General features: G+C 52.5%; 19 protein-coding genes and 2 tRNA genes. 14 read left to right on the top strand and 7 right to left on the bottom strand.

Going from position 1 to position 19209, the window contains the following annotated elements; all coding sequences use genetic code 11:
* Positions 1-53 precede the first annotated feature (53 nt).
* Positions 54-704 (top strand): ribonuclease T, encoded by a 651-nt coding sequence (rnt, locus tag L2097_RS04850; RefSeq protein WP_047370031.1) that lies wholly within the window; start codon positions 54-56, stop codon positions 702-704.
* Between the two features lie 38 nt (positions 705-742).
* On the opposite strand, the gene grxD is transcribed toward rnt, so the two are convergent.
* Positions 743-1090, bottom strand: coding sequence for a monothiol glutaredoxin 4 (gene grxD, locus L2097_RS04845; RefSeq protein WP_041851561.1), 348 nt, complete (start codon positions 1088-1090; stop codon positions 743-745).
* 340 nt (positions 1091-1430) lie between these two features.
* Here grxD and L2097_RS04840 point away from each other — a divergent pair, with 340 nt between their 5' ends.
* Together L2097_RS04840 and sodB are read left to right on the top strand one after the other, a co-directional pair.
* Positions 1431-2267, top strand: a complete 837-nt coding sequence (locus L2097_RS04840; protein ID WP_250352234.1) for a C40 family peptidase — start codon at positions 1431-1433, stop codon at positions 2265-2267.
* 120 nt (positions 2268-2387) lie between these two features.
* Entirely contained in the window at positions 2388-2969 is a 582-nt protein-coding gene (gene sodB / locus L2097_RS04835) for a superoxide dismutase [Fe] (protein ID WP_250352233.1), read from the top strand.
* Between the two features lie 29 nt (positions 2970-2998).
* Here the strand turns inward: sodB and L2097_RS04830 are convergent, their stop codons facing one another.
* Positions 2999-4168, bottom strand: a complete 1170-nt coding sequence (locus tag L2097_RS04830; protein ID WP_047370028.1) for an MFS transporter — start codon at positions 4166-4168, stop codon at positions 2999-3001.
* Positions 4169-4334: 166 nt separating this feature from the next.
* Entirely contained in the window at positions 4335-4424 is a 90-nt protein-coding gene (gene cydH, locus L2097_RS04825; protein ID WP_090086635.1) for a cytochrome bd-I oxidase subunit CydH, read from the bottom strand.
* 298 nt (positions 4425-4722) lie between these two features.
* Between cydH and purR the strand changes: the two genes are divergently transcribed.
* Positions 4723-5748 (top strand): HTH-type transcriptional repressor PurR, encoded by a 1026-nt coding sequence (purR, locus tag L2097_RS04820; protein ID WP_047370027.1) that lies wholly within the window; start codon positions 4723-4725, stop codon positions 5746-5748.
* A gap of 16 nt (positions 5749-5764) precedes the next feature.
* On the opposite strand, the gene punR is transcribed toward purR, so the two are convergent.
* Positions 5765-6676 (bottom strand): DNA-binding transcriptional activator PunR, encoded by a 912-nt coding sequence (punR, locus tag L2097_RS04815; RefSeq protein ID WP_047370026.1) that lies wholly within the window; start codon positions 6674-6676, stop codon positions 5765-5767.
* Between the two features lie 112 nt (positions 6677-6788).
* Between punR and punC the strand changes: the two genes are divergently transcribed.
* Positions 6789-7988, top strand: a complete 1200-nt coding sequence (gene punC / locus L2097_RS04810; protein WP_250352232.1) for a purine nucleoside transporter PunC — start codon at positions 6789-6791, stop codon at positions 7986-7988.
* Positions 7989-8289: 301 nt separating this feature from the next.
* The gene (gene cfa, locus L2097_RS04805) at positions 8290-9438 is read left to right on the top strand and encodes a cyclopropane fatty acyl phospholipid synthase (RefSeq protein WP_085007293.1); all 1149 of its coding nucleotides are present in this window, start codon (positions 8290-8292) and stop codon (positions 9436-9438) included.
* A 133-nt stretch (positions 9439-9571) separates the two neighbouring features.
* Here the strand turns inward: cfa and L2097_RS04800 are convergent, their stop codons facing one another.
* Positions 9572-10213, bottom strand: a complete 642-nt coding sequence (locus L2097_RS04800; RefSeq protein WP_103279168.1) for a riboflavin synthase subunit alpha — start codon at positions 10211-10213, stop codon at positions 9572-9574.
* A 127-nt stretch (positions 10214-10340) separates the two neighbouring features.
* The gene (locus L2097_RS04795; protein WP_250352231.1) at positions 10341-10949 is read right to left on the bottom strand and encodes a class I SAM-dependent DNA methyltransferase; all 609 of its coding nucleotides are present in this window, start codon (positions 10947-10949) and stop codon (positions 10341-10343) included.
* A gap of 491 nt (positions 10950-11440) precedes the next feature.
* Between L2097_RS04795 and mdtK the strand changes: the two genes are divergently transcribed.
* The 6 genes from mdtK (at position 11441) to L2097_RS04765 (ending at position 16468) form a co-directional block, all read left to right on the top strand.
* A complete protein-coding gene (gene mdtK / locus L2097_RS04790) occupies positions 11441-12814 on the top strand; it encodes an MdtK family multidrug efflux MATE transporter (RefSeq protein ID WP_047370021.1) in 1374 nt (457 codons plus the stop codon).
* 116 nt (positions 12815-12930) lie between these two features.
* A complete protein-coding gene (locus tag L2097_RS04785) occupies positions 12931-13215 on the top strand; it encodes a hypothetical protein (protein ID WP_250352230.1) in 285 nt (94 codons plus the stop codon).
* Positions 13216-13363: 148 nt separating this feature from the next.
* A complete protein-coding gene (locus L2097_RS04780) occupies positions 13364-14305 on the top strand; it encodes a 2-hydroxyacid dehydrogenase (RefSeq protein WP_250352229.1) in 942 nt (313 codons plus the stop codon).
* A 266-nt stretch (positions 14306-14571) separates the two neighbouring features.
* Positions 14572-14648, top strand: a tRNA-Val gene (locus L2097_RS04775).
* A gap of 10 nt (positions 14649-14658) precedes the next feature.
* A tRNA-Val gene (locus L2097_RS04770) sits at positions 14659-14735 on the top strand.
* Positions 14736-14956: 221 nt separating this feature from the next.
* Positions 14957-16468: a T6SS phospholipase effector Tle1-like catalytic domain-containing protein gene (locus L2097_RS04765; protein ID WP_250352228.1), complete on the top strand. Its 1512-nt coding sequence runs from the start codon at positions 14957-14959 to the stop codon at positions 16466-16468.
* 102 nt (positions 16469-16570) lie between these two features.
* On the opposite strand, the gene L2097_RS04760 is transcribed toward L2097_RS04765, so the two are convergent.
* The gene (locus L2097_RS04760) at positions 16571-17626 is read right to left on the bottom strand and encodes an NAD(P)-dependent alcohol dehydrogenase (RefSeq protein ID WP_142518195.1); all 1056 of its coding nucleotides are present in this window, start codon (positions 17624-17626) and stop codon (positions 16571-16573) included.
* Positions 17627-17933: 307 nt separating this feature from the next.
* On the opposite strand from L2097_RS04760, the gene L2097_RS04755 reads away from it, so the two are divergent.
* Together L2097_RS04755 and ynhH are read left to right on the top strand one after the other, a co-directional pair.
* Positions 17934-18725, top strand: a complete 792-nt coding sequence (locus L2097_RS04755) for an inositol monophosphatase family protein (RefSeq protein WP_250352227.1) — start codon at positions 17934-17936, stop codon at positions 18723-18725.
* A gap of 257 nt (positions 18726-18982) precedes the next feature.
* Entirely contained in the window at positions 18983-19207 is a 225-nt protein-coding gene (ynhH, locus tag L2097_RS25865; RefSeq protein WP_425503335.1) for a protein YnhH, read from the top strand.
* The last annotated feature ends 2 nt before the right edge of the window (positions 19208-19209 follow it).

Below are 19209 nucleotides of genomic sequence, written 5' to 3'. Positions count from 1 at the left end.
CTTCGCAAAATTTGCCATAATGCGCTGCCATTTTCCCTTAGCAAGAGACTCCGATGTCCGATAATGCCCAACTTACCGGTCTGTGCGACCGTTTTCGCGGTTTTTACCCTGTCGTGATTGATGTTGAAACCGCCGGGTTTAACGCCAAAACCGATGCACTGCTGGAGGTCGCTGCCATCACGCTGAAAATGGACGAGCAAGGCTGGATAATGCCTGACAGCACGCTGCATTTTCATGTTGAACCCTTTGAGGGGGCTAACCTGCAGCCGGAAGCGCTGGCGTTTAACGGTATCGACCCGAGCAACCCGCTACGGGGTGCCGTCAGTGAACACGATGCGCTACACGCAATTTTTAAGATGGTGCGTAAAGGTATTAAAGATCAGAACTGTAATCGCGCCATTATGGTGGCCCATAACGCCACTTTCGATCACAGCTTTATGATGGCTGCCGCTGAGCGTGCATCGCTTAAGCGTAATCCGTTCCATCCATTCGTGACTTTCGATACCGCATCGTTAAGCGGACTGGCGCTGGGTCAAACGGTGCTCTCAAAAGCCTGCACCGCGGCCGGGATCAATTTTGACGCAACCCAGGCGCACTCCGCGCTGTACGACACTGAGCAGACCGCGCTGCTATTTTGCGAGATAGTTAACCGCTGGAAACGTTTGGGCGGCTGGCCACTCCCCATCGCAGATAGCGAAGCATAAAAAAAAGCGACCCGAAGGTCGCTTTTTTATTGCGGTGATTATTCCGCGTCCGGCTCTTCGGATTTGTACTTCGCCGCAGTCTCTTTGATCAACTGCTGCAGTTCGCCGCGCTGGTACATTTCAATCACGATGTCACACCCGCCTACCAGTTCGCCATCAACCCACAGCTGTGGGAAGGTGGGCCAGTTTGCATATTTCGGCAGCTCGGCGCGAATGTCCGGGTTCTGCAGAATATCAACGTAAGCAAAGCGTTCGCCACAAGCGGAAAGTGCCTGCACTGCCTGTGCAGAGAAGCCGCAGCTTGGCAGCTTCGGGGAGCCTTTCATATACAGGAGAATCGGGTTTTCAGCGATCTGGCGCTGGATTTTTTCAAGGGTAGAGCTCATTGTCTTGCTTCCTTCAACTTCTTTTCGGCAGATAGTCATCATTGTAACGGTTAAGGTGCGTAACCGAAAATAACATTTTGTTCACCACTCATTATTTTATCGTCTGTGGCGATAAGTTGCTTTCAAAATGTCATTTATCTCACGTTTTACCGCACGCAATAGTTCACTATTTGACCTTCCTCCAGGGGCAATTGGCGATTTTTTTTGCGCTTGCTAACGAAACACAGTTTTAGATGCAAAAACCCTATTAACTTTTCGGCTTTTTTTAGATTAGAATCGACGCGGTTCTAAATCATACGCAAGCATTATTGAATGCCTGCACTTATCAGGGGATTGCTCAGTGGCGCGAATTCATACAGCTTCGATCACGCTCTGTGCTTTGTTGTTCACCACGTTGACTTTCACGCCATTAGCGAGTGCTTCCGAGCAAACGCGAGGTTCGGCCGTGCATAAGACAACGCATCTGGCGAAAGCATCCGAGAGTAAGAAAAAAACCACCACAGAAAAAACATCAAAGAAAAGCAGTCGCACCGAAACAAAAACAACGGCTAAAGCCGGAAATAAGAAAGCAGCAGCGACGAAAAAAACGTCGACCAGCAGCAGTAAAACCACCAGTAAGAATTCCTCCCGTCACAGTAAAACCAGCACGAAACCCATCGCCGCTACCGCTATGACGGAAAAATGCACAAAGCGTAAAGGCCATAAGCCGCATTGTGTAAAAGTGAAAAGCAGCAAACCTGTTGCTCTTTCCGAAGCGCACAAAGTCCGTATCCAAAAAGTACAGAAAACTGCCATGTCCAAGCTGATGAATCAGATTGGCAAACCTTACCATTGGGGTGGCACCTCCCCGATGACCGGGTTTGATTGCAGTGGTCTGGTCTATTACGCCTATAAAGATCTGGTGAAATTCCGCATTCCCCGCACCGCGAACGAAATGTATCACCTGCGTGATGCGTCTCCGGTCAACGTTGCGGAACTGGAAAGCGGCGATCTGGTATTCTTCCGTACGCAGGGCCGTGGTACCGCTGACCACGTGGGTGTTTATGTCGGCAACGGCAAATTCATTCAGTCGCCACGCAGCGGCCAGGATATCCAGATTACCTCATTAAGCGAAGATTACTGGCAGCGTCATTATGTGGGTGCCCGCAGAATGGTTACGCCAAAAACCATCCGCTAATCTCTTACCTGCCGCTCAGGCGGCGGGTAACTCTCTCTTTTTTATCCCCTTTCGATTTGCTACCCTATCCTTACACTCAATAAGGTTATTGAGTGCATTACAACAATAAGGAGTGAAGCAATGTCGTTCGAATTACCTGCATTACCGTATGCAAAAGACGCCCTGGCACCGCATATTTCTGCGGAAACGCTGGAGTACCATCACGGCAAACACCATCAGGCTTATGTCACCAATCTGAATAACCTGATCAAAGGTAGCCCGCTTGAAGGCAAAACGCTGGAAGAGATTATTCGTAGCTCTGAGGGCGGCGTGTTGAACAATGCAGCCCAGGTCTGGAACCACACCTTCTACTGGCATTGTCTGGCCCCGAACGCAGGCGGCGAACCTGCTGGTGCAGTAGCAGCTGCGATTGCCGACGCATTTGGCAGCTTTGCTGAGTTTAAAGCGAAATTCACCGATGCCGCAGTGAAGAACTTTGGTTCAGGCTGGACGTGGCTTGTGAAAAACGCCGATGGCAAACTGGCCATTGTTTCGACATCGAATGCCGGAACACCGCTGACCACCGACGCTACGCCGCTGCTCACTGTGGATGTGTGGGAACACGCCTACTACATTGACTACCGTAACGCCCGTCCAAACTATCTGGACCATTTCTGGGCGCTGGTCAACTGGGAGTTTGTCGCGAAGAATCTCGCTGCATAATCATCAGGAGGGGAAACCCTCCTGTTTTTTTATTCCGCCGCTGTGCAGGTGCGCTCTGCATTCGTTCTACCGGAAAGCAACACCAGCAGTAGCGCCATCCCCGCGATAATCGCCCCGGTTACCGGCACGACGGTATATCCCAGTCCACCCGAAATCACCGCGCCCCCTGCCGCTGCCCCCAGCGCATTGCCCAGGTTAAATGCACCGATATTGACAGATGATGACAGGCCCGGGGCTTCATGCGCCACGCGCATAACACGCATCTGCAACGGAGGCACCACCGCGAAGGTTGCCGCGCCCCAGATAACCATACTGATTGCCGCACCGATTTCACTGCGCGCCAGCCAGGGAATAGCAGCCATAATCACAATCAACAGCAGCAAGAAGCCTTTCAGGGTCGCCGTAACCGAGCGGTCGGCCAGCTTACCGCCAAGGTAGTTGCCGATGGAGAATCCAACGCCCACCAGTACCAGCATTGCGGTGATAAACGCAGGCGTGGCATCGGTAATACGGTGCAGTACCGGTGAAATGTAGGTATAAAGCGTGAACATCGCCCCGGCCCCCAGAACCGTCGTCAGCAACGCGGAAACCACCTGAGGACGCATTAATACTGCCAGTTCTTTGCGCACATCAGGACGTTCACCGGCGCGACCTTTCGGCAATGAAAAGTAGAGACTGACCATAGCTATGATACCCAGCCCCGCAGTGGCAAGGAACGACATGCGCCAGCCAATCGCCCCGCCCAGCCAGGTTGCTGCAGGCACACCGCCGATATTGGCGATAGTCAGCCCCATAAACATAGTGGCCACTGCGCTGGCCTGTTTTTCTTTTGCCACCACGCTTGCGGCCACCACAGAACCAAGCCCAAAGAAAGCGCCATGGTTCAGACTGGTAATGATCCGCGAGAGCATTAATGTTGTGTAATCAGGTGAAAGCGCCGACAGTACGTTCCCGAGGGTAAAAATCGCCATCAGAAATACCAGCGCATTACGTCGCCCCCGATGTGAAAGCAGCAACGTCATTAACGGTGCGCCAACCATGACGCCAATGGCATAGGCGCTAATAAGCATACCCGCTGCCGGGATCGAGACATCCACGCCCTGGGCGATAACGGGGAGTAACCCCATGGGTGAAAATTCGGTCGTACCGATGCCGAAAGCGCCAATCGCCAGGGCAAGCAGTGGGAAATTGATCTTCATAAATAGACTCCGGAATTGCCGTGTCGACGCGCGACACCGTCACAGAAGTCAAAAGTATGACATTAATCACAAAAAACAGAAGTTAGCGAAATGGGAAAAGACTATTGCCAATTTGATGACAATCGGGGAGAGAGACGGGGGAAAGAGGGCTCTCCCCCGGGATAAATCAATGCAGTGCGGCAGTCAGTCCGCCAGCAACAATCAGAGCAAGTACAATTACGGTAGTTACTAAAGAAAACTTCAGGTCGGTGCTCATCAATTTTTCTCCTTATTAATTCCCACACAAAAAGTGATGTAACGCATTTTTGCACAAATAAACGTAAAAATCTTGCAGGATTTAGAGTGATACACGTTTTAGCACTTCCCCTTTTGGCCAAGATCAGACAAAATTCGACGCTAAATTTATTAGCGTACCGGCCATTGACTCCCCTCCTGACGTCCAGTGTCTTTTTCCCGGCGTATTGCAATCCCTTCTATGGGTACAGGGTGATGGAAGGCAAACGTTTACCTTATGTATTATCAGGAGTTTACGATATGGTCTGGAGTAAGATCTGATGGCAACGATTAAAGACGTAGCGAAGCGAGCAAACGTTTCCACCACAACCGTATCACATGTAATTAACAAGACGCGTTTCGTTGCAGAAGAGACGCGTAACGCGGTCTGGGCAGCGATTAAAGAGTTACACTACTCTCCCAGCGCGGTTGCCCGCAGTTTGAAAGTTAATCACACCAAATCTATTGGCTTGCTGGCGACCAGTAGCGAAGCGGCTTATTTCGCCGAGATCATTGAAGCAGTCGAGAAAAATTGTTTCCAGAAAGGCTACACCCTTATTCTCGGCAATGCCTGGAACAACCTGGAAAAACAGCGCGCCTATCTGTCCATGATGGCGCAAAAACGTGTCGATGGCCTGCTGGTCATGTGTTCTGAATATCCGGAATCGCTACTCAGCATGCTGGAAGAGTATCGCCACATTCCTATGGTGGTAATGGACTGGGGTGAAGCAAAAGCCGATTTTACCGATACGGTAATCGATAACGCCTTTGCCGGCGGCTATATGGCTGGTCGTTACCTGATTGAACGGGGCCATCGCGAGATTGGCGTTATCCCTGGGCCATTAGAGCGCAACACGGGCGCGGGTCGTCTTAGCGGCTTTATGAAAGCGATGGAAGAGGCCCACATCACCGTACCGGAAAGCTGGATTGTGCAGGGTGATTTTGAGCCGGAGTCTGGCTATCGTGCAATGCAACAGATATTGACCCAGTCTTCTCGCCCGACCGCGGTATTCTGCGGTGGTGACATTATGGCGATGGGCGCGTTGTGCGCGGCCGATGAAATGGGTCTGCGCGTGCCGCAGGATATTTCGGTGATCGGTTATGATAATGTGCGCAATTCACGTTTCTTTACCCCTTCACTGACGACTATCCACCAACCGAAAGACTCGCTGGGTGAAACCGCGTTTAACATGCTGTTGGACCGCATAGTAAACAAGCGTGAAGAGTCGCAGTCTATTGAAGTGCATCCACGCCTGATTGAACGCCGCTCGGTTGCCGACGGTCCTTTCCGCGACTATCGCCGTTGATCCTGCCGGGAGCAGTTCATTCCTGCTCCCGCAGCCATTCCCTGTTCAGCGTTTCGCTGTCGCCCAGATAATCCAGTAACCAGCTCAGCGCCGGTGAAGCGTCATTCTGCTGCCAGGTCAGACAACAGGCGGCGTCCGGGAAAGGATTTTCGAGTGCCAGCGCAACCCACTCACCGCGATCAATCCACGGTCGGGCGAAATGCGCAGGCACCATCCCGATACACAGCCCGGCAGACAAGCAGGCCGCAGATGATTCCCAGTCAGGCGCGACGACCCGCTTCTGATTATCCAAAAGCCAGGTGATGCGTTTAGGCAGCGAACGGGAGGTATCTTCGCGTACCAGAGATGGCCAGTTCCGTAACGTATCATCACTGAGCGGCGATGCCATCGCCGCCAGCGGATGATGGCGAGCGACCACGCATTTCCAGCTCAACATGCCCATATCGCGAAAGGTATAACGACCCCCGACCGGGATCGCCTGGGTTGCGCCGATAGCCAGTTCAACACGTCCATCGGCCAGGGCATCCCACACACCGTTAAACACCTCCTGGGAAACCAGCAGTTCGACATCGCTAAAATGGCGATAGAAATCGACAATCATCTGCCGCGTACGTTCCGGTTTAACGATGTTATCAACGGCGATGGATAACTGCCCCCGCCAGCCGTTGGCAATTTGCTGACACTGTTGACGGGTGATCTGCATTTTTTTGATAACAGAACGACCCTCTTTCAAAAACCACACGCCAGCGGGCGTCAATTCGACATCCCGATGACGTCGTTCAAACAACGGCACCGCCAGCCACTCTTCAAGTTGACGTACGGTATAGCTGACCGCAGAAGGCACACGATGTAACTCCTGCGCCGCACCGCTAAAGCTGCCATTTCGGGCCACGGCATCAACCACTTCAAGGGAATATTCTGACCACATAATCTGCCTGCAAAAATTTTGAAACCACCGGACAAATATTAGCGTTTCACAAGCTGACTTGCACTCCTTAGACTCTGGAGCCCTGTTTACCTGCCACAAAAAGAGATCTGCCATGCAACCTGGAAAAGGATTTTTAGTCTGGCTCGCGGGCTTAAGCGTACTGGGCTTTCTGGCCACCGATATGTACCTGCCGGCGTTCGCCGACATTCAGCAAGATTTAAATACGTCTGCCGCCGCGGTCAGCGCGACGCTGAGCCTGTTCCTTGCCGGCTTTGCCGTTGCCCAACTGGTATGGGGTCCGCTGTCGGATCGCTATGGTCGTAAACCTGTTTTGCTCAGCGGACTGGCCATTTTCGCCGTCGGCTGCCTCGGCATGCTGTGGGTGCAGAACGCAGTATGGTTGCTGGTGCTGCGTTTTATCCAGGCCGTCGGCGTTTGTGCGGCTGCCGTGACCTGGCAGGCACTGGTGACGGATCATTATCCGGCGCAGCGAACAAATCGCATTTTTGCCACTATCATGCCGCTGGTGGGTTTATCTCCTGCCCTCGCGCCTCTGCTTGGCAGCTGGATTCTGGCGCACTTCTCCTGGCAGGCAATCTTCGCCACATTATTTATGATAACCGTCATATTGATGCTTCCGGCGCTGCGTCTGCGCCGTGGCGCACAACTCCCTGCACAAACCACACAGGCGCTGACTTTCGCCGCGCTGCTGCGCGATAAAGCCTATCGCGGCAACGTGCTGATTTATGCCGCCTGCTCAGCCAGCTTTTTCGCCTGGCTTACCGGTTCACCGTTTATTCTTCATGAGATGGGATACGGCCCCGCTGTGATCGGTCTGAGTTATGTGCCGCAAACCATCGCCTTTCTGGTCGGGGGTTACGGCTGTCGTGCCGCATTGCAAAAATGGGCTGGCGCCCGTTTATTACCGTGGTTGCTGCTGGCCTTCGCATTGAGCGTTGCGGCAACCTGGGGGGTGGGGCTATTGCCTGGCGCCTCGCTGACCGCCCTGTTGATCCCCTTCTGTCTGATGGCGATGGCAAATGGCGCCATTTATCCGATCGTGGTGGCTCAGGCGCTGCGTCCCTTCCCGCAGGCTACCGGCAGGGCGGCTGCCTTGCAGAATACACTGCAACTGGGGCTCTGTTTTGTTGCAAGTCTGGTGGTCTCGGGGTTCATTGCCCACCCTCTGCTTGCCACCACCAGTGTGATGCTGTCGACGGTCATTCTGGTTGCTTTTGGCTACCGTATGCAACGCCAGGAAAGTGAGAGTTATCATGCAGATGAGGTCAGTGAATCGTCTTCGCATGCGTAGTTTCACGAGCGACTATGTTACAGTTTAGTGATTAGCTTGCTAACAGTTTTCTGTTGTATCACCGGATTTTGAGGCCTATACTCTTTTCCGGCTAGTTACAAATACGATAAATATTATGTATTAACGGGAGCCGGAGTGCTCCCGTACGACCATGGAAGGCCTTTCTGGCAAGGGGCATCTCCCTTCCTCTGTTCTACGTCGGATATCAGCCTCACGGCGCAAACCGTGAGATTTCTCACATACCTCAAAAAGCGTCTACGCTCTTTTAAGGTTCTGATCACTTGCTGGTGGTGGAGAAGTTATGAGTTCATCGTGTATAGAAGAGGTTAGCGTACGGGATGATAACTGGTTCCGTATCGCAAACGAGTTGCTGAGCCGCGCCGGTATCCAGGTAAATGGACCGTCGGCATCTGATATTCAGGTTAAAAACCCTGATTTTTTTAAACGCGTTTTGCAGGAGGGTTCGCTCGGGCTGGGGGAAAGTTATATGGACGGCTGGTGGGAATGTGACCGGCTGGACGTGTTTTTTACGAAAGTCTTGCGTGCCGGGCTGGAAAAACAGCTCCCTCGCCATTTGAAAGATACCCTGCGTATCGCCGGAGCAAGACTCTTTAACCTGCAATCCAAAAAACGCGCATGGATCGTCGGCAAAGAACATTACGACCTGGGCAACGATCTTTTTACCCGCATGCTGGACCCACAGATGCAATACTCTTGCGCCTACTGGAAAGAGGCTGAACGCCTTGAAGACGCGCAAATTGCCAAACTACGCCTGATTTGCGAAAAACTGCAACTCAAGCCAGGGATGCGCGTGCTGGATATTGGCTGTGGCTGGGGCGGCCTGGCGCAATTTATGGCGCAGAATTACGCGGTAAGCGTCGTGGGTGTCACGATTTCTGCCGAACAACAAAAACTGGCGCAACAGCGGTGCATGGGGCTGGATGTCGATATTCGCCTGCAGGATTATCGCGATCTGAACGATCAGTTCGACCGCATCGTCTCTGTCGGTATGTTCGAGCATGTCGGTCCAAAAAATTACGACACGTATTTCACGGTCGTTGACCGTAATCTTAAACCGGATGGTCTTTTCCTGCTGCATACCATTGGCTCACGGCGCACCGATCATAATGTGGATCCGTGGATTGACCGCTATATCTTCCCCAATGGTTGCCTTCCGTCAGTACGGCAGATAGCGAATGCCAGTGAATCTCATTTCGTGATGGAAGACTGGCATAATTTCGGCGCAGACTACGATAAAACGTTGATGGCCTGGCATGAACGCTTCCTCGCCAGTTGGCCAGACATCGCCGATAACTATTCCGAACGGTTTAAACGTATGTTCAGTTACTACCTGAACGCCTGCGCAGGCGCTTTCCGTGCGCGGGATATTCAACTCTGGCAGGTGGTATTTAGCCGGGGTATTGAACACGGACTTCGCGTAGCACGCTAACAACCGACCCCGCTTTCGCGGGGTTTTTTCTTTCTGTCTGAACCGTGCAGCACTCAACCGACGCTTAGCCATTTTCTGATGGCATAAAAAAGGAGAACACGTACATATTCTCCTTATTACTATTTTTACGGACTTATTCGTCGTTACTGACCATGACTGCCGCCGCCTCTTTTGCCGCCAGCACACGTTCCACGGTATCAACGACCGCCTGCGTTTGCGGATCAATTTCGATATTCACGCGATGGCCCAATTTTTTACTGCCAAGCGTGGTGCGCTGCAGGGTTTCCGGGATCAAATGCACGCAAAAACGCGTTGGCGTCACTTCGCCTACCGTCAGGCTGATGCCATCAATACCAATAAAACCTTTATAGAGGATGTATTTCATCAGCGCCGGATCCTGTACCTTAAACCAGATCTGACGGTTATTCTCGGAAGTCAGGATTTTAACGATTTCGGCGGTGGTCATAATATGACCCGACATTAAATGTCCGCCAATCTCGTCACTGAATTTTGCCGCACGCTCAACGTTGACTGCGTCACCGACCGCCAGCTCACCCAGATTAGTGATGCGCAGCGTCTCTTTCATCAAGTCAAAACTGATATGGCTGCCATTAATATCCGTGACCGTCAGACAGCAACCGTTGTTTGCGACAGAGGCTCCCGTCTCAAGCCCTTCCAGCATATGATCCGGTAGCTCGACGACGTGAGTACGGAAATTGGGCTTATCATCGATGGACACCAGTTTTGCCGTGCCCTGTACAATACCAGTAAACATGCCTACCACTCCTGTATGTCATTTACGGCACCGCCGTTTTCTAAACGCACAATAACAGGAGGAAAATCATGTTGCCAGCCTCGCGGGGCGGATGATGGCGACTGAGGTATAAAACCACAGGATCATCTCAATTTACTTTTTTACACAGCCAGATAGAGTGATAACCACATTCCGGATCCTCAAACTGCACATCGACAACGGTGAACCCATGTTGCGCCAGAATCTCACGGTATTCCTCGGGTGCCAGACTCGCGTGATATAGCGGCTCGCCTGCAAACGTCCCCATCGCGGTGCCATTCGACGTGCCGCTGGTAAACATCAATGCACTCCCCGGGTGGCTAAGTGCAGCAAACCGGGGAAACATGGCACGTTGGTCATTCTGGGTCAGATGAAAAAAACTGTCCCAGGCTATCAGACCATCAAATGTCTCATCCATCGTCAGGTGCCGCATGTCCCGGTGGATCCAGCGTTGCGCCGGGAAATGCGTTTGCGCCTGTGCAATCATCGCCGCTGAGCCATCCACGCCCGTTAGCGTAAAGCCGCCAGCAATAAAATACTCCGCGATGGGTTTACCGTTCCCGCAGCCGATATCCAGAATATGCCCGCGCGGACGAAGTCGCTGTATAAACTTGTCCAGCCACTTTTTTTCGAACAGATCGCGAGGTCGCAGCCTGGCGAACTCATCAGCATGCCTTTCGTAGAGCGAAAGAATGTGCTTTGCCGCGTGAGATTCCATGATGTTCAGCCTCTCTTTTTAGATGTCTGGCTCAGAGGGTAAGCGAACTGGCGCGCCGCCTCCCCCTGCTAAAAACAGTGGGACGGATAATGATCGCTTATCGTTAACGTGGCAAAAACAGGTAACAACCTGTAAGATTTGTCGGTAACCTCGATAGCAGAATAAAGAAACAACCGCTTCGCGTTAATATCCCGGCACTGACGGGAGACGACGATACTTTTCGGGCACACGATACCGTCCCCCGACACATTTTTCGCGCTGGTTTTCCCCGGCGACGTTCCTTTATTAACAACCGACCAGAGGGGCCCATGATAGCCCGAATGGTTTACTCAAACTGACAAGCAAAATGAACAAGGATTTGATCGCAATGCTTAACGCTATGCTGGATTTCTGACCATCCCCGCAGTGTCCCGGACCAGAAGACACATCTATATTCTTTTTTAATGAATTGAACGTTCATCGCATATAACAACTATACCAAGGTGTTTTCAGTGCAGAAGTACTTTACAGAAGCGCGCCAGTTGCTGGCTCTGGCTATTCCGGTGATCCTCGCGCAGATCGCCCAAACCGCAATGGGGTTCGTTGATACTGTCATGGCTGGCGGATACAGCGCCACCGATATGGCTGCCGTCGCCATTGGTACCTCTATCTGGCTGCCCGCCATCCTTTTTGGTCATGGATTGTTGCTGGCGTTGACTCCGACTGTTGCGCAACTTAACGGTTCCGGACGCCGCGAACGTATTGCGCACCAGGTACGCCAGGGCTTCTGGCTTGCCGCTGCGGTGTCGATCCTGATAATGATCGTGCTGTGGAACGCCGGTTATATTATTCACGCCATGCATGACATCGATCCGCAACTGGCGGATAAAGCCGTGGGTTATTTACGCGCCCTGCTGTGGGGCGCACCGGGCTATCTGTTCTTTCAGGTCGTACGTAATCAGTGTGAGGGGCTGGCGAAAACCAAACCCGGGATGGTGATGGGGTTCCTCGGCCTGCTGGTGAACATTCCTGTTAACTACGTCTTTATTTATGGTCACTTCGGCATGCCGGAGCTGGGTGGCGTTGGTTGCGGGGTGGCAACGGCATCGGTCTACTGGGTAATGTTTATTGCCATGCTTTCGTACGTGAAACGTGCGGGCTCCCTGCGCGATATCCGCAGTGAAACGCACTCAGGCAAACCGGATCTGAGCGTACTGAAACGTCTGGTACAGCTTGGTCTGCCTATTGCGCTGGCGCTCTTTTTCGAAGTGACGCTGTTTGCCGTCGTGGCCCTGCTGGTTTCGCCGTTGGGGATTGTGGATGTCGCAGGGCACCAGATCGCCCTTAATTTTAGTTCGCTGATGTTTGTCTTGCCGATGTCGCTCGCCGCCGCCGTCACGATTCGTGTCGGCTTTCGCCTGGGACAAGGTTCCACGCTCGATGCGCAAACGGCCGCACATACCGGCCTTGGCGTGGGCGTGTGCATGGCAGTACTGACCGCTATCTTTACCGTTGCGCTGCGCGAACATATCGCGCTGCTTTATAACGATAATCCGGAGGTGGTGACGCTGGCCTCGCAATTGATGTTGCTGGCAGGTTTGTACCAGATATCCGATTCTATTCAGGTCATCGGCAGCGGGATTCTGCGCGGTTATAAAGATACGCGCTCTATCTTCTTTATTACTTTCACCGCCTACTGGGTGCTGGGCTTGCCGTCAGGTTATGTACTGGCGTTAACCGATCTGGTGGTCGATCGGATGGGGCCGGCGGGCTTCTGGATGGGCTTTATCATCGGGCTGACCTCCGCCGCTATTTTGATGATGCTCAGAATGCGTTTCCTGCAGCGCCAGCCGTCGTCTATTATTTTGCAGCGCGCGGCGCGCTAATATCAGCATAGCCGTCATCAGGCGGCTACGTTTTCTTGCCCGGCGACGTGCTTTACATTCGTTTAGCCAGGCAAAACATTCGGGTTAAACGTGAAATTCAGCAAAAGGAGTGCCGGATGGCTGGCATTGTTGCGTTAGTTTACTTTGTTGTGGGTTTTGTGGCTTTCACACGTAAAATCAAGCTGTTTACCATTGCATCCAGTCTGCTTCTGTTTGCCGCGTTAAAGATTATTGCCGCCAGCCAGGTACTCACCTTTTTTTTTATCGCGCTTCTGGTCAGCGTATTTGTCGTGTTGACCGTCGTGAAAACCGACCGTGACACAAAAAGTATCTTTTATTTCTCGCTTCCCTGCTGGCTGCTTATCGGCGCGGTTCTGATTTATCTGTTTTATCTCACCTGATTTTTTGTCACACAATCGTCTGGCGACAGACTAAACCGTCGCTTGCTTTTGTGTAGCATGAGGATCATTCTCAGGCTATGTATCTCCGGCAGTTTGTTGAATGCGTTGCCCCTCCCTCTAAAGTCAATGGATATAGAAAGGCACCGTTATGTCGATCCCTTTACTTGTTACGATTGAACTTGCGCCACAGCACCTTTCCCGGCTTGCCGCGGCGGGCTTTGAAACACACTATGCCCCCACAGCGTCGGATCGCGCGCAGGCTGTAGAACACGACGGTGAGCGCATCCGCGCCGTCCTCACCAACGGTTCAACGGGCCTCAGCGCCGCTGTGATAGCGGCACTCCCGAAACTCGACATTATCTGCGCGCTGGGTGCCGGGTATGAAAATATCGATGTATCGGCTGCGAAAGCGCGAAATATCATCATCACCCATGGACCGGGGACCAATGATACCTCCGTGGCCGATCATGCAATGGCTCTGCTGATGGCAATCGCGCGGGGAATTGTTCAATCTGATTCGGCGGTCAGGCGCGGCGAATGGGCAGCGTCCCGGCAAGTGCGGCCAATGGTCTCCGGCAAGAGACTGGGGATTTTAGGACTGGGGAATATCGGTGAGCAGATAGCACGGCGCGCTTCTGCCGGTTTTAGCATGTCGGTGGCCTATCACAGCCGCACACCGCGTGCCGATTGCGCCTGGCATTATCTCCCGTCACCTGTCACCCTCGCGCAGTGGTCAGACTTTCTGGTGGTGGCCACTCCCGGCGGCGCAATGACCAGACATCTCGTGGATGACGCGGTGCTCAATGCGCTCGGTGCGGACGGTTTTCTCATCAATATCGCCAGAGGCAGCGTGGTCGACACGTCTGCGCTAATTAATGCCCTGAAAAAGGGGTCTATTGGGGGTGCCGCGCTGGATGTTGTGGAGGGTGAGCCGGACGTCCCTGCGGAGCTACTTGCACAAGAGAATGTGATTATCACTCCGCACATTGCCGGGCGCACGCCTGAGGCGGCAGAAGCCACTATCAAATTAGTATTAGATAATCTGCAGGCCTGTTTTGCCGGTCAATCGGTGCTTACCCCTGTCCATTAAGCAAAAATCAGGGCGCGTTGCGATTTTTGCGCCATCAAATGTAGCGCCAAAAGAAGGAAGAAAAATCACGCACTGTACAGAGAATCATCACAGCAATCCTCCGGAAAGGCATTTTGCTCAATCATTATCCTTTAACATCAGTGAAATATGCCCTTCATGTATAAAAGTTCCGCAGTCGGTTGCATTCCGGCAGAAAATCGCGATTTTCTTCTTGCCACATTACCAGGCTGCCGCTAATATTCGTCCCCGTTGTCAGGCACAACAATGCGTTCATAGCTCAGTTGGTTAGAGCACCACCTTGACATGGTGGGGGTCGTTGGTTCGAGTCCAATTGAACGCACCATCTCTTTAGTGCGTCCGTAGCTCAGTTGGTTAGAGCACCACCTTGACATGGTGGGGGTCGGTGGTTCGAGTCCACTCGGACGCACCATTCTCAGTCGTTTCTTTTCTTTCTTTTTCTCGTCTGTTTGTTTGCGCAACACCAGCATTTACCGTTTCGCTTACCACGCATTTCCGCTGTTTTACCTGTAAAAATGCAAATTACCCGCAGCTTAGCGTCTTCTTTCAAAGATATACGCGCAAAACGCCACAATACACTATTACTGGATCGTCATTAGCCATACTTTTCTTGCGGTTAACTGGAGATCCAAAATGCACCTCATCGTATTTTGCGACGGCACATGGAACACGCCGGATCAAATGGATAATGGAATTCCGGCTCCCACCAACGTTGTCAAATTACGTAATGCCCTGGCCGTTACGCCTGAACAACAGGTGTATTATCACCCTGGTGTCGGCACCGATGGCGGGTGGTGGAATCGTGTGGTCGGCGGGGGAACCGGTGAAGGGCTGGATAATAACATTATGAGCGCCTATAACTGGCTGGCCCGTCATTACCAGCCCAATGCGGCCATCTGGTTGTTTGGCTTCAGTCGTGGAGCTTATACCGTCCGTAGCCTGTCTGGCATGATCGCCCGTTGCGGGTTACTGAACCCTGCAGGATTAAGTGAGCGCGATATCTGGTCTGCCGTCAGCGATATTTTTGCCCACTATCGCGATCCGACGACGAAAGTCCCCGCCTGGCCCGTATATGAAGGGGGAGTCGATCTGCCGATTCATTTCATTGGCGTCTGGGATACCGTCGGGGCGCTGGGCGTACCGGACGATATGGTGATACTTAATCTTATCGACAATCCTGACAACTATCGTTTTCATAATACCGCGCTGAGCCACAATATTCTTCATGCGCGCCACGCGATGGCTATTGATGAAAAAAGGCAAAGCTTTATCCCCACACTATGGACCGATATCCCTGCCGGGGCAGATGTTATTCAACTGTGGTTCCCTGGTGTCCATTCCGATATCGGTGGCGGCTATTCGCGCTGCGGCCTCGCCGACGGTGCGCTGGAATGGATGATAAAAGAAGCGCAGGCGCTGGGATTACAATTCCGTGACGATGTACTGCAACAGATCAAACCTGACGCATTCGATCAATTACATGATTCTGTAACCGGCGTCTTCGCGTCGCTAAAAACCCGCCCCCGCAATGTGCCTTGTTTTGAACTCCCCGCGTCACCCTTCCACCCTTCTGCCATGACTCGCCACACCTGCCCTTCTCTAGTCCAGGGCATTTACTGGCCGGGCATGATCTTAAAAATCCCGGGCGATAAGGCAACGCTGAAGGTTTATGCCCGCGAGCACTGGAACGCTACCGGGATCTATCTGGAAGGCGGCGTGACATATAGCCTGAGCGCCAGTGGCGAGTGGAAAGACAGCAGCATTATCTGCGGCCCACAGGGGAACAATGACGGAAAATTCCAGCCGGGAGAAGCGGTACAAATGGCCGCCTCGCTGTTAGGAAAAGCCGAAGTCCTATATCAAAAACTGACGCATAACCATCAGGCGGATTTCTGGTATACCAGGCGTGAAGAGGACGCGCCCTGGTTTGCCTTGATGGGGATGGTCGCTAATGACGTCTTGCCCGAAACGCCACCGAAAAATGCCACCAATTTTCTGCCTCATGAAGTGTTTCGCATTGGTTCAGGTTGTACGTTTACGCCGCAAAAGAGCGGCTATTTGTATGCCTTTGCCAATGATGCCTGGCAGATGTATGCCAACAACAATGGCAGTGTGGAGCTGACGGTGACCCGTACCTCGTTTTAGATGTGCTGGAGGTCAATTGAGACGGCCCCCTCGCTGGGATGTCAATCTACCCGGTTCACTCATAAGAGACGGCAGGTTCTTCCTGCCGTCAAATGCCCTCACTCAGTCCGATAGCGTCTGCATATCGATCACGAACCGGTATTTCACATCGCTTTTCAGCAAACGTTCAAAGGCATCGTTGATCTGGTCCATACGAATCACTTCTGAGTCTGCCGTGATGTTGTGCTGACCGCAGAAATCGAGCATCTCCTGCGTTTCGGCAATACCGCCGATACACGACCCCGATACGGAACGACGCCCCAGAATCAGCGGCAAAGTGCTGACCGCCGGTTCAATATCGCCCAGCAGGCCAACAAACACCAGCGTGCCGTCCAGCGTCAACGTCGGCATATACGGGTTGATGTCGTGGGCATAAGGCACGGTGTCGATAATAAGCTCAAACTGCCCTTTTACCGCCTCCATTTGTTGCGGATCGGTCGACAGCACCACGTGTTGCGCACCCAGTTGCCGTGCATCTGCCTCTTTGCCAGGTGAACGGGTGAATAGCGTGACTTCCGCCCCCATCGCATGCGCCAGTTTCAGCGCCATATGCCCTAACCCACCCAGCCCGATCACCGCGACCTTGCTACCGGCTTTCACCCCCCAGCGACGCAACGGCGACCAGGTGGTAATGCCCGCGCAAAGTAACGGTGCAACAGCCTGTACATCAAGGTTTTCCGGAATGCGCAACACGAAATCTTCACTGCAAATAATCGTGCGCGAATAACCGCCGTAGGTCGGCATATGGTCATGTCGGTCAATGCCGTTGTAGGTCTGAATGTTGCCCTCTTCGCAATACTGTTCAAGCCCCTGCTTACAGGAGGAGCACTCGCGACAGGAATCCACCATGCAGCCGATCCCCACCAAATCTCCGGCCTTGAATTTACTTACACTCGGTCCTACACGGGTGACGCGGCCTACGATCTCATGCCCCGGCACCAGGGGATATTGGCTAAACCCCCAGTCATTACGCGCCTGATGTAAGTCAGAGTGACACACACCGCAATACAGAATATCGATCACCACATCATCCGCTCGGGGATCCCGACGCTCAAAATAGTACGGTGAGAGAGGGGCTTTACTCGATTGTGCGGCATAGCCAAGTACTTTTATCGTCATCTTTATCACTCCAGGTTCTGACATGATTGACCAGGGTTCATCCTGAGACGGTACATACGCTCATGACGCCTGGTGTTTGAGTATCTACAGACTGTATGTCCCGCGCTTTGCACTTCCTGTCATCCGGTGACCCGAGACCGTACGGGTGGCCGCTCGATTATGTTCACTTCACCAGACCAGGCGCCGTATCTTGCCGGTTGCGCAACATAACCATGATAATGATTTGAAGCACAACCAATAAAGATGCACAATCGAGCAATAACGAGCATGGAAGACTTACGGTAATTTTATTGATGAGGACGTAATCATGGCCCACGCTGTACCCGATATTGCTTTTTTGCATGAACTTGCTGATGCGGCAGACAAACAGACGTTGCCGCGTTTTCGTTCGCAATTAAACCTGCATGTGGATACAAAACCAAAAGAAGGTTATCGCTTTGACCCCGTGACCGATGCGGACCGCGAGGCAGAACGCGCCATTCGCGCCATCATTGACACCCGTTACCCTGACCATTCAATTATGGGCGAAGAATTCGGAATCACCGGAAGCGGGCCGTTGCAATGGGTATTGGATCCGGTCGACGGCACCCGCCCCTTTCTGTGTGGTATTCCGGTATGGGGAACGCTTATTGGCCTGACCGTTGAAGGTCGTGGTCATCTGGGCATGATGAGCCAGCCATTTACCGGTGAGCGTTTCTGGGCAGATGGCAGGCAGTCATGGCGCAGTGGTCCGCAGGGTACTGCACCGCTCAACACCCGCAAAGGCCTCTCGCTTGAGGGGGCGATTTTGCATATCACCTCGCCTGAACCCATTGCTCGTTTCCCGGAAATTAACTTTGCGGCACTGGACGATGCTGCGCTGATGACACGTTATGGCGGGGAGTGCTATGCCATGGCAATGCTGGCTGCCGGGCAGATTGATCTTTGCCTGGAATACTCTCTTCAACCCTATGATATTGTGGCATTAATTCCCATTATTGAGCAGGCAGGCGGTATTGTAACCACCTTAAACGGCGATCGCCCTGAGGCAGGTGGACATATTCTGGCGGCCGGCTGCCCCAAAGTTCATGCTCAGGCGCTGCAACGGCTCCATAGCTAAATCGGTTAAGCCAGGTTCTTTTGGCGCAAAAGACCGGGGCACTTGTTGCCACTATGTTGCCATAAATCGATAGCCGCCCTGTCAGTAAACCGTCCCAAACCTTTGCCTTTTTGTGAGCAAAGGTTTTATTTTGCCGTCAACAATGCAAATTCAATTTTGTGATAACTTAACACGTTGATAACACTTCGTTGTGAAACTGCCCAGATGATTTTTGAAACAGCGTTTTCATTTTCCTTTTGCTCGTTTTTCATCGTATAATGGCATCCTATTCACTCTTGAATGGTTTCAGCTCATTGAACTGTAAAACTCAACCATTACATTACGACTTACCCGGCTGGGCTGAAACACAGGCACACATTACTCTGCACGCTTTTTTGATGTCACCTATCCTTAGGCAGTGGCATCGCAACTTTCGCAACACAGGTTTGACTCCGAAGCTTCGCGCTAACCGGAGCGTGATTTCCATATCCTTCTCAACTTAAAG

Origin of the sequence: Citrobacter sp. MNAZ 1397, assembly GCF_023613995.1 — a bacterium.
Taxonomy (GTDB): domain Bacteria; phylum Pseudomonadota; class Gammaproteobacteria; order Enterobacterales; family Enterobacteriaceae; genus Phytobacter; species Phytobacter ursingii.
This window is presented reverse-complemented; position numbering and strand designations above follow the sequence as displayed.

Bases quoted from the DNA above. Each gene is read 5' to 3' on its own strand.
- grxD (WP_041851561.1), bottom strand. From the start codon at position 1,090: ATGAGCTCTACCCTTGAAAAAATCCAGCGCCAGATCGCTGAAAACCCG.
- L2097_RS04830 (WP_047370028.1), bottom strand. From the start codon at position 4,168: ATGAAGATCAATTTCCCACTGCTTGCCCTGGCGATTGGCGCTTTCGGC.
- L2097_RS04755 (WP_250352227.1), top strand. From the start codon at position 17,934: ATGGCCCACGCTGTACCCGATATTGCTTTTTTGCATGAACTTGCTGAT.
- sodB (WP_250352233.1), top strand. From the start codon at position 2,388: ATGTCGTTCGAATTACCTGCATTACCGTATGCAAAAGACGCCCTGGCA.
- L2097_RS04800 (WP_103279168.1), bottom strand. From the start codon at position 10,213: ATGTTTACTGGTATTGTACAGGGCACGGCAAAACTGGTGTCCATCGAT.
- punC (WP_250352232.1), top strand. From the start codon at position 6,789: ATGCAACCTGGAAAAGGATTTTTAGTCTGGCTCGCGGGCTTAAGCGTA.
- rnt (WP_047370031.1), top strand. From the start codon at position 54: ATGTCCGATAATGCCCAACTTACCGGTCTGTGCGACCGTTTTCGCGGT.
- L2097_RS04785 (WP_250352230.1), top strand. From the start codon at position 12,931: ATGGCTGGCATTGTTGCGTTAGTTTACTTTGTTGTGGGTTTTGTGGCT.
- L2097_RS04765 (WP_250352228.1), top strand. From the start codon at position 14,957: ATGCACCTCATCGTATTTTGCGACGGCACATGGAACACGCCGGATCAA.
- ynhH (WP_425503335.1), top strand. From the start codon at position 18,983: ATGGCATCCTATTCACTCTTGAATGGTTTCAGCTCATTGAACTGTAAA.
- cfa (WP_085007293.1), top strand. From the start codon at position 8,290: ATGAGTTCATCGTGTATAGAAGAGGTTAGCGTACGGGATGATAACTGG.
- punR (WP_047370026.1), bottom strand. From the start codon at position 6,676: ATGTGGTCAGAATATTCCCTTGAAGTGGTTGATGCCGTGGCCCGAAAT.
- L2097_RS04760 (WP_142518195.1), bottom strand. From the start codon at position 17,626: ATGACGATAAAAGTACTTGGCTATGCCGCACAATCGAGTAAAGCCCCT.
- L2097_RS04780 (WP_250352229.1), top strand. From the start codon at position 13,364: ATGTCGATCCCTTTACTTGTTACGATTGAACTTGCGCCACAGCACCTT.
- purR (WP_047370027.1), top strand. From the start codon at position 4,723: ATGGCAACGATTAAAGACGTAGCGAAGCGAGCAAACGTTTCCACCACA.
- cydH (WP_090086635.1), bottom strand. From the start codon at position 4,424: ATGAGCACCGACCTGAAGTTTTCTTTAGTAACTACCGTAATTGTACTT.
- L2097_RS04795 (WP_250352231.1), bottom strand. From the start codon at position 10,949: ATGGAATCTCACGCGGCAAAGCACATTCTTTCGCTCTACGAAAGGCAT.